At 67.2% G+C, this 24,153-nt stretch carries 19 protein-coding genes and 1 pseudogene; 10 read left to right on the top strand and 10 right to left on the bottom strand.

What is annotated here, in order from left to right:
- Positions 1-171 precede the first annotated feature (171 nt).
- Positions 172-375, top strand: a complete 204-nt coding sequence (gene rpsU, locus A8950_RS08615) for a 30S ribosomal protein S21 (RefSeq protein ID WP_133613211.1) — start codon at positions 172-174, stop codon at positions 373-375.
- 150 nt (positions 376-525) lie between these two features.
- A complete protein-coding gene (locus A8950_RS08610; protein WP_133613210.1) occupies positions 526-1,047 on the top strand; it encodes a PAS domain-containing protein in 522 nt (173 codons plus the stop codon).
- 201 nt (positions 1,048-1,248) lie between these two features.
- Here the strand turns inward: A8950_RS08610 and A8950_RS08605 are convergent, their stop codons facing one another.
- The 4 genes and pseudogenes from A8950_RS08605 to A8950_RS08590 form a co-directional block, all read right to left on the bottom strand.
- On the bottom strand, positions 1,249-2,655 hold the full coding sequence (locus A8950_RS08605) for an NAD(P)(+) transhydrogenase (Re/Si-specific) subunit beta (RefSeq protein WP_133613209.1): 1,407 nt from the start codon (positions 2,653-2,655) through the stop codon (positions 1,249-1,251).
- Position 2,656: 1 nt separating this feature from the next.
- A pseudogene (locus A8950_RS08600) lies at positions 2,657-2,962 on the bottom strand (proton-translocating transhydrogenase family protein); the annotation flags it as partial.
- A 43-nt stretch (positions 2,963-3,005) separates the two neighbouring features.
- A complete protein-coding gene (locus A8950_RS08595) occupies positions 3,006-4,154 on the bottom strand; it encodes a Re/Si-specific NAD(P)(+) transhydrogenase subunit alpha (protein ID WP_133613207.1) in 1,149 nt (382 codons plus the stop codon).
- A 161-nt stretch (positions 4,155-4,315) separates the two neighbouring features.
- Positions 4,316-5,674, bottom strand: a complete 1,359-nt coding sequence (locus A8950_RS08590) for an ABC1 kinase family protein (protein WP_133613206.1) — start codon at positions 5,672-5,674, stop codon at positions 4,316-4,318.
- A 221-nt stretch (positions 5,675-5,895) separates the two neighbouring features.
- On the opposite strand from A8950_RS08590, the gene A8950_RS08585 reads away from it, so the two are divergent.
- Positions 5,896-7,857, top strand: coding sequence for a methyl-accepting chemotaxis protein (locus A8950_RS08585; RefSeq protein ID WP_133613205.1), 1,962 nt, complete (start codon positions 5,896-5,898; stop codon positions 7,855-7,857).
- 8 nt (positions 7,858-7,865) lie between these two features.
- Here A8950_RS08585 and A8950_RS08580 read toward each other — a convergent pair whose 3' ends face one another.
- The 5 genes from A8950_RS08580 to A8950_RS08560 all read right to left on the bottom strand — a co-directional run bounded on the left by A8950_RS08580 (position 7,866) and on the right by A8950_RS08560 (position 13,776).
- A complete protein-coding gene (locus A8950_RS08580) occupies positions 7,866-9,392 on the bottom strand; it encodes a trimethylamine methyltransferase family protein (protein ID WP_133613204.1) in 1,527 nt (508 codons plus the stop codon).
- A 17-nt stretch (positions 9,393-9,409) separates the two neighbouring features.
- Entirely contained in the window at positions 9,410-11,476 is a 2,067-nt protein-coding gene (locus A8950_RS08575) for an oxidoreductase (protein ID WP_133613203.1), read from the bottom strand.
- Between the two features lie 167 nt (positions 11,477-11,643).
- Positions 11,644-12,426: a trypsin-like serine peptidase gene (locus tag A8950_RS08570; protein WP_133613202.1), complete on the bottom strand. Its 783-nt coding sequence runs from the start codon at positions 12,424-12,426 to the stop codon at positions 11,644-11,646.
- Between the two features lie 47 nt (positions 12,427-12,473).
- Positions 12,474-13,328, bottom strand: a complete 855-nt coding sequence (locus tag A8950_RS08565) for a trypsin-like serine peptidase (RefSeq protein WP_166645070.1) — start codon at positions 13,326-13,328, stop codon at positions 12,474-12,476.
- Positions 13,318-13,776: an Rrf2 family transcriptional regulator gene (locus A8950_RS08560; RefSeq protein WP_133613200.1), complete on the bottom strand. Its 459-nt coding sequence runs from the start codon at positions 13,774-13,776 to the stop codon at positions 13,318-13,320. Before A8950_RS08560 ends, A8950_RS08565 begins: the two co-directional genes overlap by 11 nt.
- Positions 13,777-14,045: 269 nt before the next feature.
- On the opposite strand from A8950_RS08560, the gene pyrF reads away from it, so the two are divergent.
- From pyrF to A8950_RS08525, 7 genes are all read left to right on the top strand, one after another.
- A complete protein-coding gene (gene pyrF, locus A8950_RS08555) occupies positions 14,046-14,792 on the top strand; it encodes an orotidine-5'-phosphate decarboxylase (RefSeq protein ID WP_133613199.1) in 747 nt (248 codons plus the stop codon).
- Positions 14,793-14,838: 46 nt separating this feature from the next.
- Positions 14,839-15,633 carry a hypothetical protein gene (locus A8950_RS08550; RefSeq protein WP_133613198.1) on the top strand — a complete coding sequence of 265 codons (795 nt, stop codon included), beginning with the start codon at positions 14,839-14,841 and terminating at the stop codon, positions 15,631-15,633.
- Positions 15,634-15,635: 2 nt separating this feature from the next.
- Positions 15,636-16,280 (top strand): phosphoribosylanthranilate isomerase, encoded by a 645-nt coding sequence (locus tag A8950_RS08545; RefSeq protein ID WP_133613197.1) that lies wholly within the window; start codon positions 15,636-15,638, stop codon positions 16,278-16,280.
- A gap of 118 nt (positions 16,281-16,398) precedes the next feature.
- Positions 16,399-17,625, top strand: coding sequence for a tryptophan synthase subunit beta (gene trpB, locus A8950_RS08540; protein ID WP_133613196.1), 1,227 nt, complete (start codon positions 16,399-16,401; stop codon positions 17,623-17,625).
- Positions 17,622-18,449, top strand: coding sequence for a tryptophan synthase subunit alpha (gene trpA / locus A8950_RS08535; RefSeq protein WP_133613195.1), 828 nt, complete (start codon positions 17,622-17,624; stop codon positions 18,447-18,449). The genes trpB and trpA overlap by 4 nt, the downstream gene beginning before the upstream one ends.
- A gap of 64 nt (positions 18,450-18,513) precedes the next feature.
- Positions 18,514-19,374 carry an acetyl-CoA carboxylase, carboxyltransferase subunit beta gene (gene accD, locus A8950_RS08530; RefSeq protein WP_133613194.1) on the top strand — a complete coding sequence of 287 codons (861 nt, stop codon included), beginning with the start codon at positions 18,514-18,516 and terminating at the stop codon, positions 19,372-19,374.
- Positions 19,371-20,696, top strand: coding sequence for a bifunctional folylpolyglutamate synthase/dihydrofolate synthase (locus A8950_RS08525; RefSeq protein WP_322090929.1), 1,326 nt, complete (start codon positions 19,371-19,373; stop codon positions 20,694-20,696). The genes accD and A8950_RS08525 overlap by 4 nt, the downstream gene beginning before the upstream one ends.
- 179 nt (positions 20,697-20,875) lie before the next feature.
- On the opposite strand, the gene A8950_RS08520 is transcribed toward A8950_RS08525, so the two are convergent.
- Positions 20,876-24,061, bottom strand: coding sequence for an adenylate/guanylate cyclase domain-containing protein (locus A8950_RS08520; protein WP_166645069.1), 3,186 nt, complete (start codon positions 24,059-24,061; stop codon positions 20,876-20,878).
- Positions 24,062-24,153 lie beyond the last annotated feature (92 nt).

Genomic DNA, 24,153 nt, shown 5'->3' with positions numbered 1-24,153 from the left:
AACAAGAGTTTAGAAAGAGGGGTCAGCGCGACCGTTTGACCGGCGGGGCTTCACAAGCCCGCGCCCCTGTGCTACAGCATCGCCCCAGACGGGCCGTTTTGCGACGGCCCGACGTTGTTTTTCGTTTTCACTTAAACCAACTCCAACCGGCGAAAGGAGCCGTGGTCAACCGTGCAAGTGCTCGTCCGTGACAACAATGTCGATCAGGCCCTGCGCGCGCTGAAGAAGAAGATGCAGCGCGAAGGGATTTTCCGGGAAATGAAGATGCGCCGTAACTACGAAAAGCCGTCCGAGCGCAAGGCGCGCGAAGCGGCCGAGGCGGTGCGTCGCTACCGGAAGCTGATGCGCAAGCGCATGGAGCGCGAGGGCTTCTAGGCCTCCGTTTCCCGCTCGGAAGAGCGGCCTAATCGACGAGATCACGCACCTTGCTCTCGCCCCTGCCGGCCCCGCCGGCGGGGGCGATGACTTTTGGGGGCACGCATTTCGTCGCCCTTGCAGAACCGGCCGCCCGGCTGTTTCGTAGAGATGATGATTTTGTCCGGCGGCGGGGCTGAGCCGATGGTGAGCGTCGAGAGCATCAACAGGGAGCCGGATTGGCTGCCGGGAGCGGGGCCGCGGCTCCGCGAAATCTACGCCTATTGGCTGGCGCGCTGCCGCGACGGCCGCCCGCCGCGCCGCGCCGATATCGATCCGCTCGACATTCCGCGCCTGCTCTCGCGCCTCATCATCGTCGATCTGGTGCCGGACGAGCGCCGCTTCGTCTATCGCCTGGTCGGCACCAAGGAGGTCGAGGTGCGCGGCTTCGATCCGACCGGCAAGTCGGTTGGCGAGGACTTCATCGGCCCCAGCCGCGAGGACGCGCTCTCCTGGTACGAGCGCACGGTCCGTACGATGACGCCGCAATTCGACGCCCGGCCCTATCTCTCGACCAACTGCAAATGGATCAACGACGCCACCCTGTTCCTGCCCCTCTCCGATGACGGCGAGAGCGTCAACCGCGTCCTCGTCTTCACCGAAAGCACGCCGAATACACGGCGGCGGGGTTAGAAGCCCCCCAAAAAAACCGGGTCGCCCCGGTATCGGCGTCATGTCCGGCTTTGGGCTGGCAGTCCGCGAAATGGTCGACGAACTAAAAGCAACTCGTGGATGCCCCGGCCAAGCCGGGGCATGACAGCGAGGTCGTTATATTGCCGCCAGACACGAAGTGCCTGAACCGACAAACAGGCGCCAGGATCAGTGCCCCCAGCCTCAATGCCCGAAGGCCTTGACCACGTCCTCGCACATCTTCTTGGCGTCGCCGAACAGCATCATGGTGTTGGTGCGGAAGAAGAGCTCGTTGTCTACGCCGGCATAGCCCGATGCCATCGAGCGCTTGATGAAGAGCACGGTCTTGGCCTGTTCGACGTCGAGGATCGGCATGCCGTAGATCGGGCTCTTGGGGTCGGTCTTGGCCGCCGGGTTGGTGACGTCGTTGGCGCCGATGACGAAGGCGACATCGGCCTGGGCAAAGTCGCGGTTGATGTCCTCGAGTTCGAACACCTCGTCATAGGGCACGTTGGCCTCGGCCAGCAGCACGTTCATGTGGCCCGGCATGCGCCCCGCCACCGGGTGGATGGCGTAGGAGACCTTGACCCCCTCGGCCTTCAGAAGATCCGCCATTTCGCGCAAGGCGTGCTGCGCCTGGGCCACCGCCATGCCGTAACCCGGCACGATGATGACGCTGGCCGCGTTCTTCATGATGAAGGCGGCATCGTCGGCACTGCCGGCCTTGACCGGACGGTCGGCACCGCCGCCGCCGGCTGCCGCGGCACCCCCTGAATCCGTGCCGAAGCCACCCAGGATCACGTTGAAGATCGAGCGGTTCATGCCCTTGCACATGATGTAGGAGAGAATGGCGCCCGACGAGCCCACCAGCGCCCCCGTAATGATGAGGAGCGGGTTGGCCAGGGTGAAGCCGATGCCGCAGGCGGCCCAGCCGGAATAGGAATTCAGCATCGAGACGACGACCGGCATGTCGGCGCCGCCGATGGGCAGGATGAGCAGAAAGCCCAAGAGCAGCGAGACGATGACGATCGCCCAGAAGAGCGGCTGCGACTGCGCCATGATGAGGGCGACGATGAGGACGACGATGGCCAGCCCCAAGGCCGCATTGAGCAGATGCTGGCCCTTGAACACCAGCGGCGCGCCGGAGACCAGGCCCTGCAGCTTGGCAAAGGCCACGATCGAGCCGGTGAAGGTGATGGCGCCGATGGCGACACCAAGGCCCATCTCGATCAGGCTGCCGGCATGGATGGCGCCGGGCTGGCCGATATGGAAGGCGTCCGGCGCATAGAAGGCGGCGGCGGCCACGGCGACGGCGGCAAGGCCGACCAGCGAGTGGAAGGCGGCGACCAGCTGGGGGAGTGCGGTCATCTGGATGCGCTGGGCGATCACGGCGCCCACCGCGCCGCCGATCACCAGCGCCACGATGATGCCGAGATAGGCCGAGGCCGGCACTTCGGGCAGCGCCAAAGTGGTGCCGATGGCGATCACCATGCCGACGATGCCGTAGCGCAGACCGCCCTGCGAGGTGGCCGGGCTGGAAAGCCCGCGCAGCGACATGATGAAACAGACCGAGGCGATCAGATAGAGGAAGGCGGCGAGATTCTGGCTCATCTTACTTGCCTTCCTTCTTGGCGGCCGCCTTGGGCGCATCCTTCTTCTTGAACATCGAGAGCATGCGGTAGGTCACCAGGAAGCCGCCGAAGATGTTGACCGCGGCCAGCGCCACGGCGACGAGGCCGAAGCCCTGGGCGAGGCCGAAGGCGACGGCGCCCGAGGCGATGAGGGCACCGACGATGATCACCGACGAGATCGCGTTGGTGACCGCCATCAGCGGCGAATGCAGCGCCGGCGTCACCCGCCAGACCACGTAATAACCGACGAAGCAGGCCAGCACGAAGACCGTGAAAAGCTGCACGAAGGGCATCTGTTCATCCATGGCGTATCCCCTCAGCCTGAATTTTCTATTGGGCCTGGAAGTTGGGATGGATCACCTGGCCGGCGCGCGTAAGGGCGACGCCTTTCACGATCTCGTCTTCCCAATTCACCTTGAGCGACTTGCTGTCCTTGTCGATCAGCAGAGTCACGAAATTGAGCAGGTTCTTGGCATAGAGCGCCGTCGCATCGGCGGCGAGGCGGCTCGGCACGTTGAGATGGCCGACCAGCTTGACGCCGAATTTCTCGACCACGGCACCCGCCTCGGAAAGCGGGCAATTGCCGCCCTGCTCTACCGCCAAGTCGACGATGACCGAGCCCGGTTTCATCGATTTCACCATCTCCTCGGTCACCAGCACCGGCGCCTTGCGCCCCGGAATGAGCGCCGTGGTGATGACGATGTCCTGCTTCTTGATGGTCTCGGCGATGAGGGCGGCCTGCTTGGCCTGATAGGCTTCCGACATCGGCTTGGCATAGCCCGCCGCCGTCTCGGCCTGCTTGAATTCCTCGTCCTCGACCGCGACGAAGGTGGCGCCGAGGCTGGCCACCTGTTCCTTGGCCGCGGGACGCACATCGGTGGCCGAGACGATGGCGCCCAACCGCCGCGCGGTCGCGATCGCCTGCAGGCCGGCGACACCGGCGCCCATGACGAGGACGCGGGCGGGGGCGACCGTGCCGGCTGCCGTCATCATCATCGGGAAGGCGCGGCCATATTCCGCCGCCGCATCCAGCACCGCCTTGTAGCCGGCCAGGTTCGCCTGGGAGGAAAGCACGTCCATGGATTGCGCGCGGGTGATGCGCGGCACCAGTTCCATCGCCATGGCGTCGATGCCGGCGCTCGCATAGGCGGCGATCTGCTCCTTCGCCCCATGCGGGTTGAGGATGGCGATGAGGGTGGCACCCTTGGGCAACCGCGCCAGTTCATCCTCGCCCTCGGCGGCGGTCAGCGGGCGCTGCACCTTCAAGACAACCTCGGCTCCGGCCAGGGCCGCCGCGGCATCGGTGGCGATCTGCGCGCCCGCGGCAGCAAAGGCGGCATCGGGGATCGAGGCACCGATACCTGCCCCGCTTTCCACCGCCACCTCGGCGCCGAGCGAAATAAATTTCTTCACCGTCTCCGGCGTGGCGGCGCAGCGCCTCTCCTGCGCGCGGCGCTCCTTCAGAATCGCGATCTTCATGCCTTCCCCACTTCCGGTAAGAAGCTAAGCCGTTGGTTCGGCTTGTAATTCCTTAAGGGCGGGACGAGTCCGCCCTGCCCCTCGAATGGCGCCAAGATTGCCTGTCCGAGCGAAGAGTGACAAGGCGCTTTACGCAAACGCGGAAAAGTCGGATGACCGCGTCACAACCCGACTTCCTTCAGCGCGGCCTTCTGCCGCTTCGCCAGGGCCTTGTCGTCGAAGTCGCGGATGAGGTCGTGGAAGAGCTGGTACCAGTTGATCTCGGCTTTGAGATGCAGAAAGACGGACCCTAAGCCGATCGCGGCCCGGTCCATGAAGACGAATTCCTTGGGCGGCGTGACGGGGCCCAGTCGGCGCAGGTCGGCATGGACGCCCTCCGCCACCTCGCGGCCATAGATGCCGCTTTCATGCTCCTGGATCTTGCGGGGGCGGTTCTCGAGCAGCGGGCCGTAGACGAAGAGCGCCCAGCGATTGAGCACGTCGATGACCTCGTTGTTGAGGCCCTTGAAGCCCCAGCTTTCATAGGCATGCACGGCGAGATCGCGGTCGTCGCGCTCCAGCGCCCAATAGAGGTCGATGACGCCCTTGACGAATTTGGCCTCGAAGATGCGGATGCAGCCGAAATCCATCAGATTGACCGCACCTTCGTCCGCCGCCCCCCTGGGCCGCACGGTGTAATTGCCGAGATGCGGATCGCCGTGGATGATGCCGTATCCGTAGAACGGCACATACCAGGCGCGGAACATGTTGTAGGCGACCTTGTTGCGCAGGGCGACCGGCGGCTTCTGTTCGAGGAAGCGCATCAGCGGCTCGCCCTCGACCCAGGTCATGGTGAGGAGGCGCTTCGTGGTAAGCTCCGGCAGCGGTTCAGGCAGATTGACCGCCGCCTCGCCCTTCAGCATCAGGCGGTAGAGCGCCATCGCCTTCGCCTCGCGGTCGTAATCCAGTTCCTCGCGCAGGCGGTCGGCGATCTCGGCATGGATCTGCGCCGTGGCGATGGCGCGGTCGTAGCGCTCGTAGAGGCGGAAGATCAGCTTCAATTGCGCAAGATCCGCCTCGACCGCCGATTGCATGTCCGGGTATTGCAGCTTGCAGGCGAGCGCGCGGCCGTCCTTCGCCACGGCGCGGTGCACCTGGCCGAGGGAGGCCGCCGCCGCCGCCTCATGCGCGAAGTCGCGGAAGCGCTTTTGCCAATCGGGGCCGAGTTCGGCCGCCATGCGACGCCTGACGAAGGGCCAGCCCATGGACGGCGCGTTGGCCTGCAGCTGCCGCAGTTCCTCGACATATTCCTTGGGCAGCGCGTCGGGGATGGTGGCCATGATCTGCGCCACCTTCATCAGCGGCCCTTTCAAGCCGCCGAGCGCCGCCTTCAGTTCCGAGGCATGCTCGGCGCGGTCGAGCTTCAGGCCGAGATAACGCTGGCCGGCCACCTTGGCGGCAAGCCCGCCCACGGCGCGGCCCACCCTGGCATAGCGCTTGACCCGTCCGGAGATGGAATTGCTCTCGCTGTCCTTGCTCATGGATATCCGGATTCCGCTGCCGTCATTCCCGTCTGATACCAGCCCGCCGGGGCACGCTACACTCGTTCATACGAGAACATTCCGCGACCAGATTGCACCTTCTACCCCCCGGAATTCAATCCGATACCCGGTCCTGTCCGAAATCGCCCATAGTAGAGGGGGGATTGAGGAAATCGCGTTACCGGGTCCGGGATAGTTTCACACTATGGGGGAGGATTTGCATGGCGACCCAGGCATCCGCAGCCGGCGGCTTCGGCCTTAAATTCATCCACAAGATCCTGCTGGCGGCGACCGCCGTCATCATCATCGCTTTCGCCGGGTTCGGCTTCTACATCTACGGCAACCAGCAGAAGAACATCGCCGCCGCCCTCGACACCCGCATTGCCGAGATCGGCAATCTCACCGCCAGCACCATCGCCAACTGGCTCGGCGGCCGCGTGCTGCTGGTCGAGAACGTGGCCCAGACCCTGGCCAATGACGACAGCCAGGTGAATGTCGACCGCACGGTGCAGCAGAAGGTGCTGAACGACAGCTTCATGTTCACCTATCTGGGCAGCAAGGGCGGCGTCATGACCATGTGGCCGGCCGACGAATTGCCGGAAGGCTATGATCCGCGCCAGCGCCCCTGGTACCAGGACGCCGTCGCCGCCAAGGCCAGCACGCTCACCGAGCCCTATCAGGACGCGGCCAGCGGCAAGCTGATCGTCACCGTGGCGACGCCGCTGTTCCGCAATGGCGAGGCGCTCGGCGTGGTCGGCGGCGATCTCGACATCACCACCCTGGCCGAGATCGTCAACACGCTGGATCTCGGCGGCATCGGCGAGGCCTTCCTGGTCAACGGCGAGGGCGTCATCATCGCCCACAAGGACCCGCAATGGACCCTGAAGCCGATGACCGAGGCCTATCCCGGCAACGCGCCGACGGTCAGCGAAGGCGTGCAGGAACAGGGCGACAGCCTGTTCTCCTTCATCGCCGTCCCCGGCCTGCCGACCGTCAAATGGTATGTCGGCCTGCATATCGACAAGCCGGCGGCCTTTGCCAGCCTGACCCAATTCCGCAATACCGCCATCCTGGCGACCGTGCTGGCGGTGGCCGCGATCCTGGTGCTGCTGTGGCTGGTCGTGCGGCAGCTGGTCTCGAAGCCGGTCGTCGCCATGACCGACGCCATGAACCGCCTCGCCGCCGGCGACAAGACGGTCGACATTCCGGGAACCGACCGCCGCGACGAGATCGGCGCCATGTCGATCGCCGTCAATGTCTTCAAGCAGAATGCGATCGAGATGGAGCGTCTTGCCGCCGAACAGGAACGGATGAAGGCGGAATCGGCCGAGCAGCAGCGCGCGGCGCTCAACCGCATGGCCGACATGTTCGAACAGAGCGTCGGCGGCATCGTCGATGCCGTCGCCAAGGCGGCGGGCGACATGCAGCACGCGGCCGGGCGCCTCTCCAGCACGGCGGAGGAGACCAACCAGCGCGCCGTCGCCGTCTCGGCCGCCGCCGCGGAGACCACCAGCAGCGTGCAGAGTGTCGCCGCCGCCGCCGAGGAACTGGCAGCCTCGATCACCGAGATCAGCCGCCAGGTGACCCATTCCAGCCGCATTGCCGGCGATGCGGTGGCCGGCGTCGACCGCACCAACACCACCGTGCAGAGCCTGGCCCAGGCGGCGCAGCGCATCGGCGAGGTGGTGAGCCTGATCCAGAGCATCGCCGCGCAGACCAACCTGCTGGCGCTCAACGCCACGATCGAGGCGGCCCGGGCCGGCGATGCCGGCAAGGGCTTCACCGTGGTGGCATCGGAGGTGAAGGCGCTGGCCAATCAGACCGAAGGGGCGACCGGCGAGATCAGCACGCAGATCTCGGCGATCCAGGGGGTGAGCAGCGAGGCGGTCACCGCCATGGGCACCATCGCCGGCACCATCCAGCAGATCAACGAGATCGCCAGCGCCATCGCCGCCGCGGTCGAGCAGCAGGGGGCCGCCACCAAGGAGATCGCCGGCAGCGTGCAGCAGGCCGCCGACGGCACCAACGAAGTGTCGCGCAACGTTGCCGCGGTGACCGATGCCTCCGGCCTGGTCGGCCAGTCGGCCGGGCAATTGCTGGCCTCGGCCGAGGATTTGTCGCGCCTGGCCGCTCAGCTGCGCGACGAGGTCGGCGGCTTCCTGGCGAAGGTGCGGACGGCCTAGCGCCGGACCTAACGCGTGGCGTGGATCTCTTCCTTGCGCCGCGCCACATAGGCCTCCAGGGCCTCGTCCACGGCGGGGTCGAGGGGCGGCTGCTCGTAGGATTTGAGCAGCTCCTTCCAGATCGCATTGGCGCGCTCGGTCCCGGTCCGGGCACCGCTGTCGCTCCAGTTTTCGAAATTGCGCCAGTCGGAGAGCAGCGGCTCGTAGAAGGCGTGGTCGAAGCGCGCCAGCGTGTGCTGGGCGCCGAAGAAATGCCCGCCCGGCCCCACCTCCTGCATCGCCTCGAAGGCGAGATTGGCCTCGTCGACCTTGAGCGGCTCGAGGAAGCTGCGCATCAATTGCAGCATCTCGGCATCGAGGATGAGTTTCTCGAAGGAGGCGGTGAGGCCGCCTTCCAGCCAGCCGGCCGCATGCTCGATGAGGTGCACGCCGCCCATGATCGTGCTCCAGAGCGACATGCCGCCCTCATAGGCCGCCTGCACATCGACCGCGTTGGAGGCGGTCACGTTGGAGGAGCGGTAGGGAATGTTGTAGCGCCGGGCCAGCTGGCCGGAGGCGATCTGCGCCTTGGCGTATTCCGGCGTGCCGAAGGCGGGGGCGCCGGTGCGCATGTCCACGTTCGAGGTGAAGCCGCCATACATGACCGGCGCCCCCGGCGCCACGATCTGCGACAAGGCGATGAGGGCCAGCGCCTCAGCGTTCTGCTGGGCCAGCGCCCCGGCGATGGTGACCGGGCTCATGGCGCCGGAGAGCGTGAAGGGCGTCATCGCGACCGGCTGGCCGGCCCGCGCCATGGCGCAAAGCCCCTCGCCCATCGGCACGTCGAGTTTCAGGGGCGAGTTCGAATTGACGATGGTGAGGGTGGCCGGGTTGGCGCGCAGCTGCTCGCGCGTCTGGCCGAGGGCGATCGAGAGCATCTCGATCGCATCCTCGACCCGGTAGCCGCCCAGCGCCCAGCACTGCCAGTTCTTGTCGGTGAGGCGAATGGCAGCCAGGTAAAAATCGAGATGGCGCGAATCCGCCGGCAAATCGGTCGGCTCGCAGGGGCAGCCGCCTTCCTGGTGGATCACGTTCACGCTCTGCACCAGGCGGATATAGTCGCACATGTCCTGGTAATTGCCGGGGCGGCGGCCGCGGTCGAGGTCATGAGCAAAGGCCGGCCCGCCGGTCGCGGCGAAGATGAGACTGCCATCGCCGACCGTCAGGTTCTTGGCGGGATCCCGCGCCTGCAGCGTGAAGCTCGCCGGCACGGTGCGGATCCGCTCCTCGATCAGGGCGGGGTCGAAGCGCACGCGCTGGGTGGCTTCGTCGACCTCGGCACCGGCCGCTTTCAGCAGCCCTCGGCTCTCGTCATGCATCACCTCCATGCCGATCTCGGCGAGAAGGCGGAGCGAGGCATGGTGGATCGATTCCACCTCGTCGGCGCTCAGCATGGCGATCGGCGGATAGCGGTTGCGCACGGCGCCGAAGCGCATCTGGCGCGGCCCGGAACTGGTCGGCCGCCTTTCGCGTCGCCTGGTTGCTTCCCGTGCCATGAGTGACTCCCTGCCTGCTACTTCACGAAGACCAGTTCGCGCTTGAACGGGAACTGGTCCGGATCGATCACCTCGCCGAATTCGCGCGCCGCCTTGTGACCGGCATAGACGGCATGGACGATGGCGCCCGGCACGTCGCTGTCGCCGACGTTGCGGATGGTCTTGATGCCGGCGGCTTCGCGCCCCGCCTCATCGGCCTTCAGCTCCAGGAACAGGGCGTCATTGGCTTGCCGCGAGGTAACACTGACGAGGGTCGCAGCCGCGAGCCGCTTCTGCTCGCCGGTATAGTTGCAGGCAAAGAGGCCGTGATCGCCGGCCCAGGCGGCAAGACGGTGGGTGAGCAGCAGCCTGACCCCCATCTTCATCAGTTTGGCCTGGGTCTTGAACTGCTCGTCGGTGAAGAAGGACCAGTTGGAAACGTCGGTCCCCGGCGTCACCAGGGTCACGTCATGGCCTTCCGCCCGCAGCTTCTCGGCAATGACGCCGCCCATATAGTATTGATCGTCGTCATAGACGATGACCGGCCCTTCGACCGCGGCACCGGCCATGATGTCATCGGGGGTCAGTACGCGCCCCTGATCCATGCCGGGCACGGCGAGGAAATTGTTGTGGCCGATGCCGTCGCGCCGCCAACTCGCCCCCGTCGCCAGGATGACATGCGGGAAGCCCGCCTCGTAGATGGCGTCCCGGTCCATGCGGCTCTCGCGGAAGATCTCGATATTGGAAAGCTTGGCGATCTGGCCGAGGCGATAGTCGCGCACCCGCACCCAGGCAGCGAGGCCGGGCAGCTTCGGCTCGCGGTTGAGGCGGCCGCCCAGCTCGCGCGACGCATCGGCCAAGGCCACGTCATAACCGCGCCGCGCCAGGCTCATGGCGCATTCGAGGCCGGCCGGGCCGGCACCCACCACCAGCACGGCCTCGTCCGCGAAGCCGTTTTTCGGGTTCATGATCTCGGGATGCCAGCCGCGGCGGTATTCCTCGCCGATGGTCGGGTTCTGGGTGCAGCGGATGGGCACGCCGGAATTGTTCTGGGCGCGGCAGATGTTGCAGCCGATGCATTCGCGGATGTCCTCCTCGCGCCCCTCGTTGATTTTGAGCGGGATGAAGGGATCGGCGATGGAAGGCCGCGCGGCGCCGATGAAATCGAGTATGCCGCGCTTGACCTGGTCGACCATGGTGTCGGGCGAGGTGAAGCGCCCCACACCCACCACGGGCTTCGTCGTCAGCTTCTTCACGAAGCCGGTGAACTTTTCCTGATGCGCCTCGGCGCCGAAGCGGGACGACATGGAATCGTTCTCGACATAGGAGATGTTGACGTCCCAGAGGTCGGGCAGTTCGGCGAGGAGCGAGATCACCGCCTCGCCCTCCTCCGCCGCCTGCACGCCATCGGGCCCCATCAATTCGTCGACCGCGAGGCGCACGGCGACGGCGCAGGTATCGCCCACCGCATCCTTGGTATCCTCGATCATCTCGCGGAGCAGGCGCGCGCGGTTCTCGATGGCGCCGCCATATTCGTCGCCACGCTGGTTCCAGCGCTTGGTGATGAACTGGAACGGCAGATAGCCGTGGCCGGCATAGACATAGACGATGTCGAAGCCGGCACGCTTGGCGCGTTTAGCGGCATCGACCTGCCATTTCCTCAAGTTGCGGATGTCCGCGCGGTCCATGGCGCGGGTCTGCATCGGGAAGACCGCGTGTTGGGTGGAACCGGAGGGCGAGAGCGGCGTCTCGCGGCTCCATTTGTTGGGGCTGTGATTGCCGCCATGCCACAATTCGACCCCGGCCAGGGCCCCGTGGCGCTTGATCTTCTCGACGGTCAGCGACTGGGTCTTGACATCGTTCTCGTCCCAGAGGGCGCAGAGCCGGTAAGGCGCGTCCTCGGACGACCAGTGCATCGAGCAGTATTCGGTGTTGACCACACCCCAGAGGCCTTCCGACTTCAGCTCGCGCAGGCGCGAGACCGAATGCGGCAGGTCATAGCCCATGCCGGTGCAATGCGGCACCTGGTAGAAGCGATTGCGGGCCGTCACCGGGCCGATCCTCACGGGTTCGAACAGGATGTCGTAGCGGGGGTTGCGCGGCACGATCGGGTGGCCTCCCAGGCGAGATGTCCGGGCCATGCTGGCAGGCGGACACAGGGGCCCGCCCCGCTGGCGAAAGATCAGGGATCAGGTGATTGATTTAAGCTGTATACAGCTTGGCGAGGAGAGTCAATCGGGCGGCGTCGCAGGCAACACTATGCCCCCAGCCATTATGACCCCAGCCAATGCGAGACCAGCAGGCGGTCGAGATAGGCGGCGAAATTGCCGGCATTGCTGGCAAAGGAAAGCCCGGTCTGGCCGTTGACGCCGAAGCCGGAAAAGATGCCGACGAGGCGTGGGCGTCCATCGGGATAGACGAGGGCGACCGGCCCGCCGCTGTCGCCCACCCGGATGATGCAATCGGTCACCAGCATGCCGGGGTCGCGGCCGAGGCCGTTGGCGGCGCCGTCGATAATGCGGCAGCTGCCATGGGGCTTCAGGGTCTTCTGTGCGCCATAGCCATAGCCGGCGGTGAAGAGCCGGGCACCGCCGGCAAGCTCGGCGATGATCTGCGTCGGGGTCAGGGCCACGACCGGTACCGGCGCCACCCCGGCGACCGGCGGCGCGATGCGCAGCAGCGCCCAATCGGCGGCGACGTCGGCGGCCTTGCGCACCTGGTTCTCGCGGATCGCACCGCCATAGGCGCGCACCGCCTGGATGCCGAAGCGGCCGAGATCGGGCGCCGCGCCGAAATTGAGCCGGAAGGCGATCTGGTCGAAGCGCGCCGGGCTGTTGCCCTGAAACAGGCAATGCGCCGCCGTCACGATGAGGTCCGGCGCCACCAGCACGGCGGTACAGGGACGGGCCCCGGGCCCCATATCGAGCTGACCGATGGCGGCGGTCCAGGGCAGCGTCGGCGGCGGCGGTGCCGGCGGCGGAATGGTGACAGGCGCTCGCGTCGCGCAGGCGGCGAGCCCGGCGAGGAGCAGCAGCGACAGGAAACGGCCGATCATGCGCCGGCCAACCGGCCGCCAACCCGGCCGACCGACAGCGCCATGGGTCACGGGCTGATCTGGCTGTCGCTGGCGGCGGTCGGCAGCGCGCCGCCGGAGGCCGGCAATTCAGCGGCGAAATTGACCGAGCTGGGGCCGAAACTTGCCTGCTGGTCGCCCGATTCCGAGCGCCAGAAATTGGTGATGATGCCCACCACCTTGCGCGTGCCGTCCGGCTCGGTCAGCAGGATCGGACCGCCGCTGTCGCCCTGGATGACCGGGCAGGAATTCTTGATCACGTCACCGCCGACACGGCGATCGTCGAGCAGGCGGCAATTGTCGCGCACCTGCAGGCGCTTGCCAGAGCCAAGGCCATAGACGCCGTAGCCGGCATGGGACAGGGTGGCGCCGGCATCGAGGCGCTTGTCGATCTCGGCCACGCTCAACTTCTCGACCGGCAGCGGCGAGACGAAGTCGATCCTTTGCGTCAGGCGCAGCAGCGCCCAGTCGAGCCGGGGCGGCTCGTTCTCCTCCCAGCCCTTCTCCGGCTGGATCGGCCAGCCCATGGCGATCAGCGACGCGACCTTGACCGGCCGGATGCGCTCGCGCCCGGCATCGAGAGCCGGGGTGAAGGCGAAATCGATGATGCGGACGTTGTCGCCCTGGCCATAGAGGCAATGCGAGGCGGTAAGGATCACGTCGGGCTGCACCAGTGTCGCCGAGCAGGACCCGCCGGCGGCTTCAGAATCCATGCGGCCGATGGCAGCCGACCAGGGCAGCGGTCCGCTCGGCCGGTCGACCATCCTGACCGGCGTGGCACAGGCGGCGAGAGCGGCGAGCAGGACGAACCCGAAGCCGGACCGCCGCAGGAAGGGCCCGAGACCGGCTTGGTCCCCGGGCAACGGATTTCGATCAGGCGCCATAATCATTCTCTTCCACGGGCAGGCGAAGCAAGACGGCCAGTTCCTGCCGGTTCTCCAGCATATCGGCCAGCGAGTAGCGGTCGAGGACCGCGAGAAAGGATTCGACCGCATCGGCAAGGACACGCTGCAGGGCGCAGACCGGGGCGATCGGGCAGGTATTGTGCGCCGGATCAAAGCATTCGACGATGACCATGTTGGTCTCCATCAGCCGGACCGTGGCGCCGACATTGATCCGGGCCGGCTCCTCCTTGAGGCGCATGCCGCCGTTGCGCCCGCGCAGGGTTTCCACCAGCCCCAGCCGACCGAGCCGGTGGGCGACCTTGGTGAGGTGGCTTTCGGATATGCCATAAGCCGAGGCGATCTCCTCGATGGTCGAGACCCGGTCCCGGTGCAGCCCGAGATAAATCAGGACCCGCAGCGAGAAATCCGTGAACTGCGTCAATTGCATCTGGACCGGCCCGGCTCGTTCCGTCTTAAAGGTTTACACTGGCAAGACTGTCCGTTGAGACTATCCGGCGGCGGCGAGCGGTTAAAGAGCCTGATTCGGCGGTTCCGCGCCAGCATTCGGGTGACGCTGGGCGAAACTTAGGATAAAAACCATTGCAGGAGCCGTCTCGGCTCAACGGGGGACCAGTTCGGCGGGGGACCAATCCGGCGAGCAGACTTGGCTTGGCGCCGCTGGCCGGTAGCCGCAGCCAGTATCCGAGGAGAGAGCGCGTGGGCAGCAAAGGGCAGATTCTGGCGGCACTCGACACGGTCAGCATCGACCAGGCGGTGGATTGGGCGCATCGCCTGGACCGCACCGTGGCCGGCGTCAAACTGGGCCTCGAATTCTTCCTGGCCAACGGGCCGCTGGGCTATCGCCGTATCGCCGCGGTCGGCATGCCGATCTTCCTCGATCTGAAGCTGCACGACATCCCCAATACCGTGGCGGGTGCCTTGCGCGCGATCACGCCGCTGTCGCCCAGCATCGTCACCGTCCATGCCGCCGGCGGCCAGGCGATGATGCAGGCGGCGCGCGAGACCGCCGAGGCAGAAGCCGCCAAGCGCGGCGTGAAGAGGCCGAAGATCATCGGCGTCACGGTGCTGACCAGCCTGGACGACAAGGATCTGGTAGCGGTCGGCCAGAGCGGCTCGACCAGCGACCAGGTAAAGCGCCTGGCCACCCTCGCCAAGGCGGCGGGGCTCGACGGCGTCGTCTGCTCGCCGCACGAGATCGAGGCGCTGCGCAAGGAACTGGGCGAGGATTTCCTGCTGGTGGTGCCGGGTGTCCGCCCCGAGGGCAGCGCCAGCGGCGACCAGAAGCGGGTGCGCACCCCGGGCGACGCCGCCAAGGCGGGGGCGGATTACCTCGTCATCGGCCGGCCGATCACCGCCGCCGCCGATCCGCGCGACGCCGCCTGCCGTATCGCCACCGAGATCGACGCCGCCATCGGCCATGCGCCGGCCCAGGCCAGGCGGTAGTGACGTCGCCTTGAGGTCACATTGAGTTCGAGCAACGATTGACAAGATGACTCCTGGAAATCCGACCGAATTGGAGCCGTGGCCACTCGCCATCGGCGCCGTCAGGCGCGTGTGGGAACGGCGCGAGGATTGGCTGCGCCTTGCCGTCGCGCCCGTTATCGCCACCTTTGCCCTCAACATCTGGTTCCAGCCCTATGCCGAGACGTTCTTCGGCGCGCTGCAGCCGGGCCGGGAACCCGACATGGCGCAGATCGCCAGCGTGCAGGGCCCGACCTTCCTGTTCTGGGCCGTCAACTGGCTGATCATCGCCGTGTTCCTGGTCAACTGGATGCGTGCGCTGGCTCTCGGCAATGCCGCGGCGCCGGGCCTCGGCCTCCTGTTCCGGCGGCATCACCTGCGCATGTGGCTGTCCCTGCTGCTATTCCAGGTCGCGATGTTCCTTGCCTTCATGGCGGGCATCTCCGTCGTCCTGCTGATCGTGCCCAGCGTGGCGATCGTCTTCGCCGCCGCCACCATCTTCGCGATCTGGATCCTGATCGTCGCCGTCCGCCTGACGCCGTTCTGGATCGGCATCGCCATCGACGCGCCGATGCGCCCGCGCGAGGCCTGGCAGCGAACCGCCGGCCAGGGCATCCGGCTGGCCGTCGCCTTCATCGTGGTGTCCTTTGCGCTGTTCTTCATGCAGTCGCTGTTCCTCAGCCTGTCCTTCAATCTGGGCGTCGTCGACGCGGCGCCGCTGGCCTTGAGCTTCATCTCGGTGGTGATCCAGTTCGTGATGTTCGCGGCGATCGGCGCGGTCTTCGTGCTGGCCTATCCGCGCTTCGTGTCGGAGACGGTCTAGCCATGGTCGCGGCCAAGATCTGCGGGCTGAAGACGGCGGAGACCGTGGATGCCGCCATCGCGGGCGGCGCCTTCATGATCGGCTTCAACTTCTTTGCCAGGAGCCCGCGCTCGCTGTCGCCTGCCCTCGCCGGCGAACTGGGCCAGCGCGTGCCGCCGACGATCGCCAGGGTCGGGCTGGTGGTGGATGCCGGCGACGACGAGATCGCCGCCATCCTGGCCGAGGCAACGCTCGACCTGCTGCAGCTCCACGGCCACGAGACGCCGGACCGGGTCGCGGCGGTGAAGGCGCGCTTCGGCCTTCCTGTCATGAAGGTGGTAAGTGTGGCCGAGGTGGGGGATGTGGCCGCGGCGCGCGCCTATGAGGATGTGGCAGACCGGCTGCTGTTCGACACCAAGCCGCCGAAATCCCTGGCCAATGCGCTGCCCGGCGGCAATGCCATCAGCTTCGATTGGGGCCTGCTGAAGGGCGCGGCCTTCCGCCTGCCCTGGATGCTGGCGGGCGGGCTCCATGCCGGCAATCTGGCCGAGGCGGTCCAGGCCACGGGGGCCCGGGCGGTCGACACCTCATCCGGGGTCGAGGACCGGCCGGGCGAGAAAAATGTGAACAAGATCAAGGAATTCCTGGCAGTCGCGCATTCCCTCTAGGCTGCCTACCCCGGACTCTCGGCCTTTGACCTTTGCCCGCCGCTATGGTTGATTGCGCGCCTTGAGCGAATCCTGCGCATATCCGCATGATTTCCCAGCTTTTCGGAGCCCTTACACCGTGAGTACCGCCCCCGCCGCGCAGCCCAATTCCTATCGCACCGGACCCGACGAGCATGGCAGGTTCGGCATTTTCGGCGGCCGCTTCGTCGCCGAGACGCTGATGCCGCTCATCCTCGAGGTGGAGAAGGCCTATAAGGCCGCCAAGGCGGATCCCGGCTTCGCCGACGAGATGGAGTATTACCGCAAGCACTATATCGGCCGGCCGAGCCCGCTCTATTTCGCCGAGCGCCTGACAAGGGAACTGGGCGGCGCCAAGGTCTATATGAAGCGCGACGAGCTCAACCATACCGGCTCGCACAAGGTGAACAATTGCCTCGGCCAGGCGCTGCTGGCGCGGCGCATGAAGAAGACCCGCATCATTGCCGAGACCGGCGCCGGCCAGCACGGTGTCGCCACCGCCACCCTCTGCGCCCTCTTTAACCTGCCCTGCACCGTCTATATGGGGGCGACCGACATCGCCCGGCAGCAGCCCAACGTCTTTCGCATGAAACTGCTGGGTGCCGAGGTGATTCCGGTGACCAGCGGCACGGCGACCTTGAAGGACGCCATGAACGAGGCGCTGCGCGACTGGGTCGCCAATGTCGAGAACACCTTCTACATCATCGGCACCGCGGCCGGCCCGCATCCCTATCCCAGCATGGTGCGCGACTTCCAGTCGGTGATCGGAACCGAGACCAAGGCGCAGATGCTGGAGGCGGAAGGGCGCCTGCCCGACACGCTGGTCGCCTGCATCGGCGGCGGTTCCAACGCGATCGGCCTCTTTCATCCCTTCCTCGACGATCGCGAGGTCGAGATCATCGGCGTCGAGGCCGGCGGCGACGGCATCGAGACCGGGCGCCACGCCGCCTCTCTCACCGGCGGGCGGCCGGGCGTTCTGCACGGCAACCGCACCTATCTGCTGCAGAACGATGACGGGCAGATCATCGACGCGCATTCGATCTCGGCCGGGCTCGACTATCCCGGCATCGGGCCGGAACATTCCTGGCTGCATGAGATGAAGCGCGTCAAATACGTCTCGGCCACCGACCAGGAGGCGCTCGACGCCTTCCAGCACCTGGCCAGGGTCGAGGGCATCATCCCGGCGCTGGAGCCGGCGCATGCGCTGGCCCATGTCATGAAGCTGGCGCCGACGCGGCCCAAGGACAACATCATCGTCATGAATCTGTGCGGCCGCGGCGACAAGGACATCTTCGCCGTCGCCGAAAGGCTGGGCACCAAACTATGAGCACGCGTATCGAGCGGCGCTTCGCCGCGTTGCAGGCAGAGGGCCGCGGCGGCCTCGTCGTCTTCGTCACCGCCGGAGATCCCGCCTATGAAACCTCGCGCGAGATCGTGCTCGGCCTGCCGGCAGCGGGCGCCGACGTGATCGAGCTCGGCATGCCCTTCACCGACCCGATGGCCGACGGCCCGGCGATCCAGGCCTCTTCGCTCCGGGCCTTGAAGGCCGGGCAGAACATGAAGAAGACGCTGCAGCTGGTGCGCGACTTCCGGGCCCGGGAGCAGGACACGCCGATCGTCCTCATGGGCTATTACAACCCGATCTATTCCTATGGCGTGGACAGGTTCCTGAAGGATGCCGGCAATGCCGGGGTGGATGGCCTGATCGTGGTCGATTTGCCACCGGAGGAGGATCAGGAATTGTGTCTGCCGGCACTCAAGGCCGGGCTCAATTTCATCCGCCTCGCTACCCCCACCACCGACGACCAGCGCCTGCCCACGGTGCTCAACAACACCTCGGGCTTCGTCTATTATGTCTCGATCATGGGTATCACCGGCACGCGTTCGGCCAGCAGTACCGATATTGGCGCCGCGGTGGCGCGGTTGAAGCGGCATACCGATCTGCCGGTCGCCGTCGGCTTCGGCATCACCGATGCGCAGAGTGCCGCGGCGGTGGCCAGGGTGGCGGATGCCGCGGTGGTCGGCTCGGCCGTGGTCGGGCGCATCGCCGGCTCGCTCGACCGGGATGGAAGACCGCAGGCCGAGACGGTGCGGGCAACACTCGACCTGGTGACGGAACTGGCCGCCGGCGTGCGCGGCGCCCGCGCCTGACGACCTGCGGATTGGGCCTGCGGAACAGGATCGGCCGGGCAGCGGCCGGACGGAGAACAAGAAGATGAGCTGGTTGACCAATTTCGTGCGGCCGAAGATCCGCAAGCTGGTGCAGAAGACCGATGTGCCGGAGAATCTGTGGGACAAGTGCCCCTCCTGCGGCCAGATGATCTTCCACCGCGAGCTCAACCAGAACCAGCGCGTCTGCCCGCATTGCGGCCATCACATGCGCATCGACGTGAAGACGCGCCTGGAATTGCTGTTCGACGAGGGCAAATACGAGCGCGCCGAGACGCCGCGCGTCGCCACCGACCCGCTCAAGTTCCGCGACCGCAAACGCTATACCGAACGCCTGAAGGAAGCCCAGGCCAAGACCGAGGAACAGGACGCCATCGTCGTCGCCTTCGGCACCATGGCGGGCGCCCCCGCCGTGGTGGCCGCGTTCAATTTCGATTTCATGGGCGGCTCGATGGGCATGGCGGTGGGCGAAGGCCTGGTGGCGGCGGCCAACCTCGCGGTCGAGCGCAAGGCGGCCCTCGTCGCGGTGCCCGCCTCGGGCGGGGCGCGCATGCAGGAGGGCATCCTCTCGCTGATGCAGATGCCGCGCACCACCATCGCCGTCGACCAGGTGAAGGAAGCGGGCCTGCCCTTCATCGTGCTGCTGACCGATCCTACCACCGGCGGCGTCTCGGCCTCGTTCGCCATGCTGGGCGACATCCAGATCGCCGAGCCCGGCGCCCAGATCGGCTTTGCCGGCGCCCGTGTCATCGAGGAGACGATCCGCGAGAAGCTGCCCGAGGGCTTCCAGCGCGCCGAATACCTGCTCGACCACGGCATCATCGACATGGTGGTGCCGCGCAAGGAATTGCGCGAGCAGATGGGCCGCATCATCTCGCTCCTCACCAAGCGCGACGAGGCCGCGTGAGCCCGCACGACATGGGTCAAACCAGCGATATCGTCCTCGAACGCCTCAACAAGCTGCATCCCAAGCTGATCGACCTGGAACTTACCCGCGTCCAGAATCTGCTGGCGGCGGTGGGGCATCCGGAGCGGCGCCTGCCGCCCACCATCCATGTGGCCGGAACCAACGGCAAGGGTTCGGTCATCGCCTATCTGCGCGCGATGCTGGAGGCGGCAGGCTACCGCGTCCATGTCTATACCTCGCCGCATCTGGTGCGCTTCCACGAGCGCATCCGGCTCAACGGCGAACTTATCGCGGAGGAGGCGCTGATCGCGCTGCTGGAGGAATGCGAGCGCGCCAATGGCGGCACGCCGATCACCTTCTTCGAGATCACCACGGTGGCGGCTTTCCTCGCCTTCACGCGGCAGCCGGCCGACATCCTGCTGCTGGAGACCGGGCTCGGCGGCGAGTTCGACGCCACCAATGTGATCGACGCGCCGCTCGCCACCGTGCAGATGCCGATCTCGTTCGACCACATGCAGTTCCTCGGCGACAGCCTTGCCAAGATCGCCACCGCCAAGGCCGGCATCATCAAGCGGCATCGGCCGGTGGTGATCTCGCCGCAGCCGGCCGAGGCCATGGCGGTGTTCGAGGCACGCGCCGCCGCATTGCAGGCGCCGCTCTACCGCTTCGGCCGGGAATGGAACTGCGACGGCGACCTCAAATCGCAGCTGCGCTATTTCGATGCGCGGGGCCCGCGCCTCTATCCGGCACCGGGCCTTGCCGGGCGGCACCAGTATCGCAATGCCGGCTGCGCCGTCGCCACCACCGGCGTGCTGGAAGGTTTCAAGATTTCCGACGCCCATATCGCGCAAGGTTTGCGCGACGTCACCTGGCCGGCGCGCATGCAGCGCCTGACCCGGGGACCCTTGGTCGAGATGCTGCCCGACGGCACCTGGGAATTGTGGCTGGATGGCGGGCACAATGCCGAAGCCGGCGAGGTGATCGCCGGCATGCTGGCCGATTGGCGCATCACCGACGGCAAGCCGGCGCATCTCATCTTCGGCATGCTGAACACCAAGGACCCGGTTGCCTTCCTGGCGCAGCTGGCGCCGCATGCCGAGGATCTGGCCGCCGTCGCCATTCCGGGCGACCATGCCAGCCTGTCGGTCGAGGAATGCGTCGCCGCGGCGGCCCAGGTCGGGCTGCTCGCCCATGGCTACCGCTCGGTCGAGGCGGCCCTGCGCGCCATCATCGATGCCCATGACGGCAGTACCGAGCCCAGGCGCATCCTCATCTGCGGCTCGCTCTACCTCGCCGGCACGGTGCTGGCGGAGAATAGCTGAGTCCTAGCGTGTTTCCCGCTCCGATGGAAATGGGGCCATTTTCTCTGTCATGCCCCGGCTTGGCCGGGGCATCCACGAATTGCTTTCTTTGTCGCCAAGCAAACTCGTGGATGGCCCGCCTGAAGCGGGCCATGACAACTTGAACGACTTGCCGTGAATCCGGCTGGGCGTGTTCTGCCCTAGGCGGGAAAGCGCAGCGCGAAACCCAATTCGCCCGTGCGCACGGCCAGCGCCGCCAGGGCTTCGCGCGCCGCTGCCGCGGTCGCGTCGCGCCCGAAACGCGAGAACAGCCGCGCCCGTTCGATCACGATATCGGTATAGGCCGACGGCCGGGACGCGGTGAATGCGGCCAGGCTCTCGGCATGCTGCCCGACCAGCGGCCAATCGCCGGCCGCGATCGCCCAGTCGATGGCAAAGGTCCGGAAAAAGATGTGGTTGTGCGCCATGCTGGTCGCCAGCAGCAGGCGCTCGCCGCGGTCGACGGCGGCGCGCCCGTCGGCCCCCGGGCCGAGGATGCCGGCGCGGATGCTCTCGATGATGGCGCCGGCAAAACCGATGCCGGTCGCCTCGGCCAGTTCCAGGGCCCGCGCCGAGAGGGCCAGCGCCGCATCCCGCTCGCCCGCCTCCAGACGCGCCCGCGCCAGGATCGCCGCGGTGATCGATTCGAAGCGGCGCGCGCCGATCGCGGCGGCGCGTTGCATCGCGGCCTCCGCCGGTGCCGCCGCCTCGGCCCAGCGATGCGCCGCCATCAGGATGAAGGCGCGGCATTCCAGGCCGAACATCTCGCCGAAGCGGTCGCCGATCCGCGCGGCCGCCTCCTGCGCCAGCGCGACATGCTGCAGCGCCTCGTCGAACCGGCAGGCGAAGACGTGGCAATTGCCGATCATGCAGCGATTGACGCAGATGATGCGCAAATGCCCGGCCGCCTCGGCGGTGGCGACACTGGCACTGAAATGTCCTTCCGCCTCGGCATAGCGGCCCAGCATGTAATTGGCGTCGCCGAGGCCGCTTTCGGCCCGCGCCAGCCATTCCGTCGCCCCGGCGCGCCGTGCCGCGGCGAGTGCCATCTCATGCGCCTGCAGGCAGGAATCGGCAGCACCGACGGCAAAATGCAGGTTGCCGCGCAGATAGCTGATCTCGGCCAGCAGGGATGCGTCATCCGCTTGCCGTGCAACCGGCTCGGCCATTGCCAGATTGGCGAGTGCCGCCTCGAGATTGCCGAGCTGCCGGTCGCTGGCGGCAAGGCCGATGAGTGCAAGGCAGCGGTCAAGCGGTGCCATTGCCGCCGCCAGGGCGCGGCCGAAGGCCGCCTGCGCCGGCAGCGCCTCGCCGATGTCGAGATGGCAGCGGCCGGCGACCAGGCCGAGGCGGACCAGCTCCGCGTCGTCCTGCGCCAGTTCGAGGCCGCGCGCCGCCAGGCGCTTGGCAAGGTCGAGATGATACCGGGCGGCTTCATTCTCGGCGGCGCGGGCATAGGCCAGGGCGGCCCCCGCCGCCTCGGCGCGGTCGAGATGCTCGGCATGCAGCACCGGATCGCGCTCGGCAAAGAGCCCGGCCGCCCGGTTGTGCAGGGCGCGGCGCCGCTCTCGCGTCAGGGTCGAATAGATGCCGTGATGCACCAGCGCATGGGCAAAGAGATAGCCGCCGGCAACCGGGCGCAGCAGCTGGCGCCGCAGCATAGGCGCCGGATCGAATGCCGGCCGCTCGAGCAGAAGGGCAAGATCGGCAGCATCGAAATGCTGGCCGAGGACCGAGGCCGCCTGCAAGGCGAGGCGTTCGGATTCCGGTAACTGGTCGAGCCGCGCCAGCACGACATTGCGCAGCGATGCCGGCAGGTCGTCGGCCTCGCCGGTCAGCCGGCTGCGCAGCAACTGCTCGAGGAACAGCGGATTGCCCTCCGCCCGTACCACGCACTGGCGCGCGAAGGCGTCGAGATCGGCGGCGATCTGGCGCGACATCTCCAGCGCCTCCGCCTCGGTCATCGGCGCGAGATCGATCGTGACGATGCGGCCGTCATGGAGGCGGGCCCGCCAGGCGGCATCGATCGGATCGGGGTCGAGGCGGCTGGTGAGCACGATGACGACCGGCAGGCCAGCCACGCGTTCGGTGAGAACCGCCAGGAGATCGAGTACGCCCGCATCCGCCCAGTGTATGTCCTCGACCGCCAGCAGCAGCGGCACCGGCGCGGCCAGGCCGGCCAGCAGGGCGGCCAGCGCCTCGACCCGCAAGCCGGCGCGGGCGGCATGGTCCATGGCCGCGACCAGTTGCTGTTCCTCGGCCGCGAGCGGCCGGTCGGCGAGGTCGCGGATCAGGGCCAATTGCAAGGGGGTGAGGGCGGATGCGGCCGGCGCCAGGTCGAGCAGCACCAGATCGAGCAGCGCCCGGGCCAGCTGGCACATCGGGTCGCGCTCGCGGCCGGCGCCGAAATCGAGGATGCGGACCAGCGCCGGTCGATAGCCCAGCACGCCGGCCTGGCGCAGGGCCTCTTCCAGCAGGCGCGACTTGCCGATTCCGGGGACACCGCGAATGAGAAGGCAGAGGCCGGTCATGGCCTGGCGGCAGGCTGCCAGCAGCCCGGCGATCTGCGCGATCTCAGCACGCCGGCCGACGATGTCGCGCGCATCCTGTCCTTCCACCGGCGCCGCCTCGGCCACCCGGAAGATTTCCACCTCCGCGCCGATGCCCTTGACCGCCTGGCGGCCGAGCGGCGTCACCTGGCAATGGCCGGCCACGGCGGCGGCAATCTCGGCCGAGACCCGGGTCTCGCCCGGCGGCGCCAGTTCCATCAGCCGCGCCGCCAGATTGACCGCATTGCCGATGACCGTATAGCTGCTGTGCGCCGCACTGCCGAGGCCGCTCGCGAGGACGTCGCCGACGGCAATGCCGATATGGACCTTGAGGTCATGGCCGGTTTCCGCCGCCAGGGCCGGCATGGCGGCGTGGATTGCCAACGCCGCGCCGACCGCGCGCCGCGGGTCGTCGCCATGCGCCACCGGCGCCCCGAACAGCGCCATGACATTGTCGCCCATATGCTTGTCGATGCGCCCGCCGAACCTGAGGACGATATCGTCGGCGACCGCGAAGAAACGCGCCAGCAGGGCGTGGACGTCCTCCGGATCGGCGCGTTGCGCCAGGGCCGAATAGCCGGCGAGATCGGCGAACAGGATGCTGACCGGGCGCCGTTCGGCCGGCATCTCGTGCGCGGCGCCGGCACCAAGGAGGCCGCGCCCGCAGCCGCCGCAGAAGCCGTCGCCGGGATCATTGGCAAAGCCGCAGGCGGGACAGGGAAACGGCAGGGGCGCGCCGCAGGCCGCGCAGAAGCGACGGTCCTCCCGGTTCTCGGCATTGCAGGCGCCGCATCGCATGGCCCGACCGCCGTCTTTTTGCCAATCCGTGCCCCGAACCGAGCTTGCGCCGCGCCGGTGCAATCGGCAAGTGGCGGCCGGCAAGCGGCCAA

Source organism: Dongia mobilis, from assembly GCF_004363235.1.
GTDB classification, from domain to species: domain Bacteria; phylum Pseudomonadota; class Alphaproteobacteria; order Dongiales; family Dongiaceae; genus Dongia; species Dongia mobilis.
This window is presented reverse-complemented; position numbering and strand designations above follow the sequence as displayed.

Coding starts and splice junctions, on each gene's coding strand:
- A8950_RS08610 (WP_133613210.1), top strand. CDS start 526: ATGATGATTTTGTCCGGCGGCGGGGCTGAGCCGATGGTGAGCGTCGAG.
- A8950_RS08605 (WP_133613209.1), bottom strand. CDS start 2,655: ATGAGCCAGAATCTCGCCGCCTTCCTCTATCTGATCGCCTCGGTCTGT.
- A8950_RS08595 (WP_133613207.1), bottom strand. CDS start 4,154: ATGAAGATCGCGATTCTGAAGGAGCGCCGCGCGCAGGAGAGGCGCTGC.
- A8950_RS08590 (WP_133613206.1), bottom strand. CDS start 5,674: ATGAGCAAGGACAGCGAGAGCAATTCCATCTCCGGACGGGTCAAGCGC.
- A8950_RS08585 (WP_133613205.1), top strand. CDS start 5,896: ATGGCGACCCAGGCATCCGCAGCCGGCGGCTTCGGCCTTAAATTCATC.
- A8950_RS08580 (WP_133613204.1), bottom strand. CDS start 9,392: ATGGCACGGGAAGCAACCAGGCGACGCGAAAGGCGGCCGACCAGTTCC.
- A8950_RS08570 (WP_133613202.1), bottom strand. CDS start 12,426: ATGATCGGCCGTTTCCTGTCGCTGCTGCTCCTCGCCGGGCTCGCCGCC.
- A8950_RS08565 (WP_166645070.1), bottom strand. CDS start 13,328: ATGGCGCCTGATCGAAATCCGTTGCCCGGGGACCAAGCCGGTCTCGGG.
- A8950_RS08560 (WP_133613200.1), bottom strand. CDS start 13,776: ATGCAATTGACGCAGTTCACGGATTTCTCGCTGCGGGTCCTGATTTAT.
- A8950_RS08550 (WP_133613198.1), top strand. CDS start 14,839: ATGACTCCTGGAAATCCGACCGAATTGGAGCCGTGGCCACTCGCCATC.
- A8950_RS08545 (WP_133613197.1), top strand. CDS start 15,636: ATGGTCGCGGCCAAGATCTGCGGGCTGAAGACGGCGGAGACCGTGGAT.
- trpA (WP_133613195.1), top strand. CDS start 17,622: ATGAGCACGCGTATCGAGCGGCGCTTCGCCGCGTTGCAGGCAGAGGGC.
- accD (WP_133613194.1), top strand. CDS start 18,514: ATGAGCTGGTTGACCAATTTCGTGCGGCCGAAGATCCGCAAGCTGGTG.
- A8950_RS08520 (WP_166645069.1), bottom strand. CDS start 24,061: ATGCGATGCGGCGCCTGCAATGCCGAGAACCGGGAGGACCGTCGCTTC.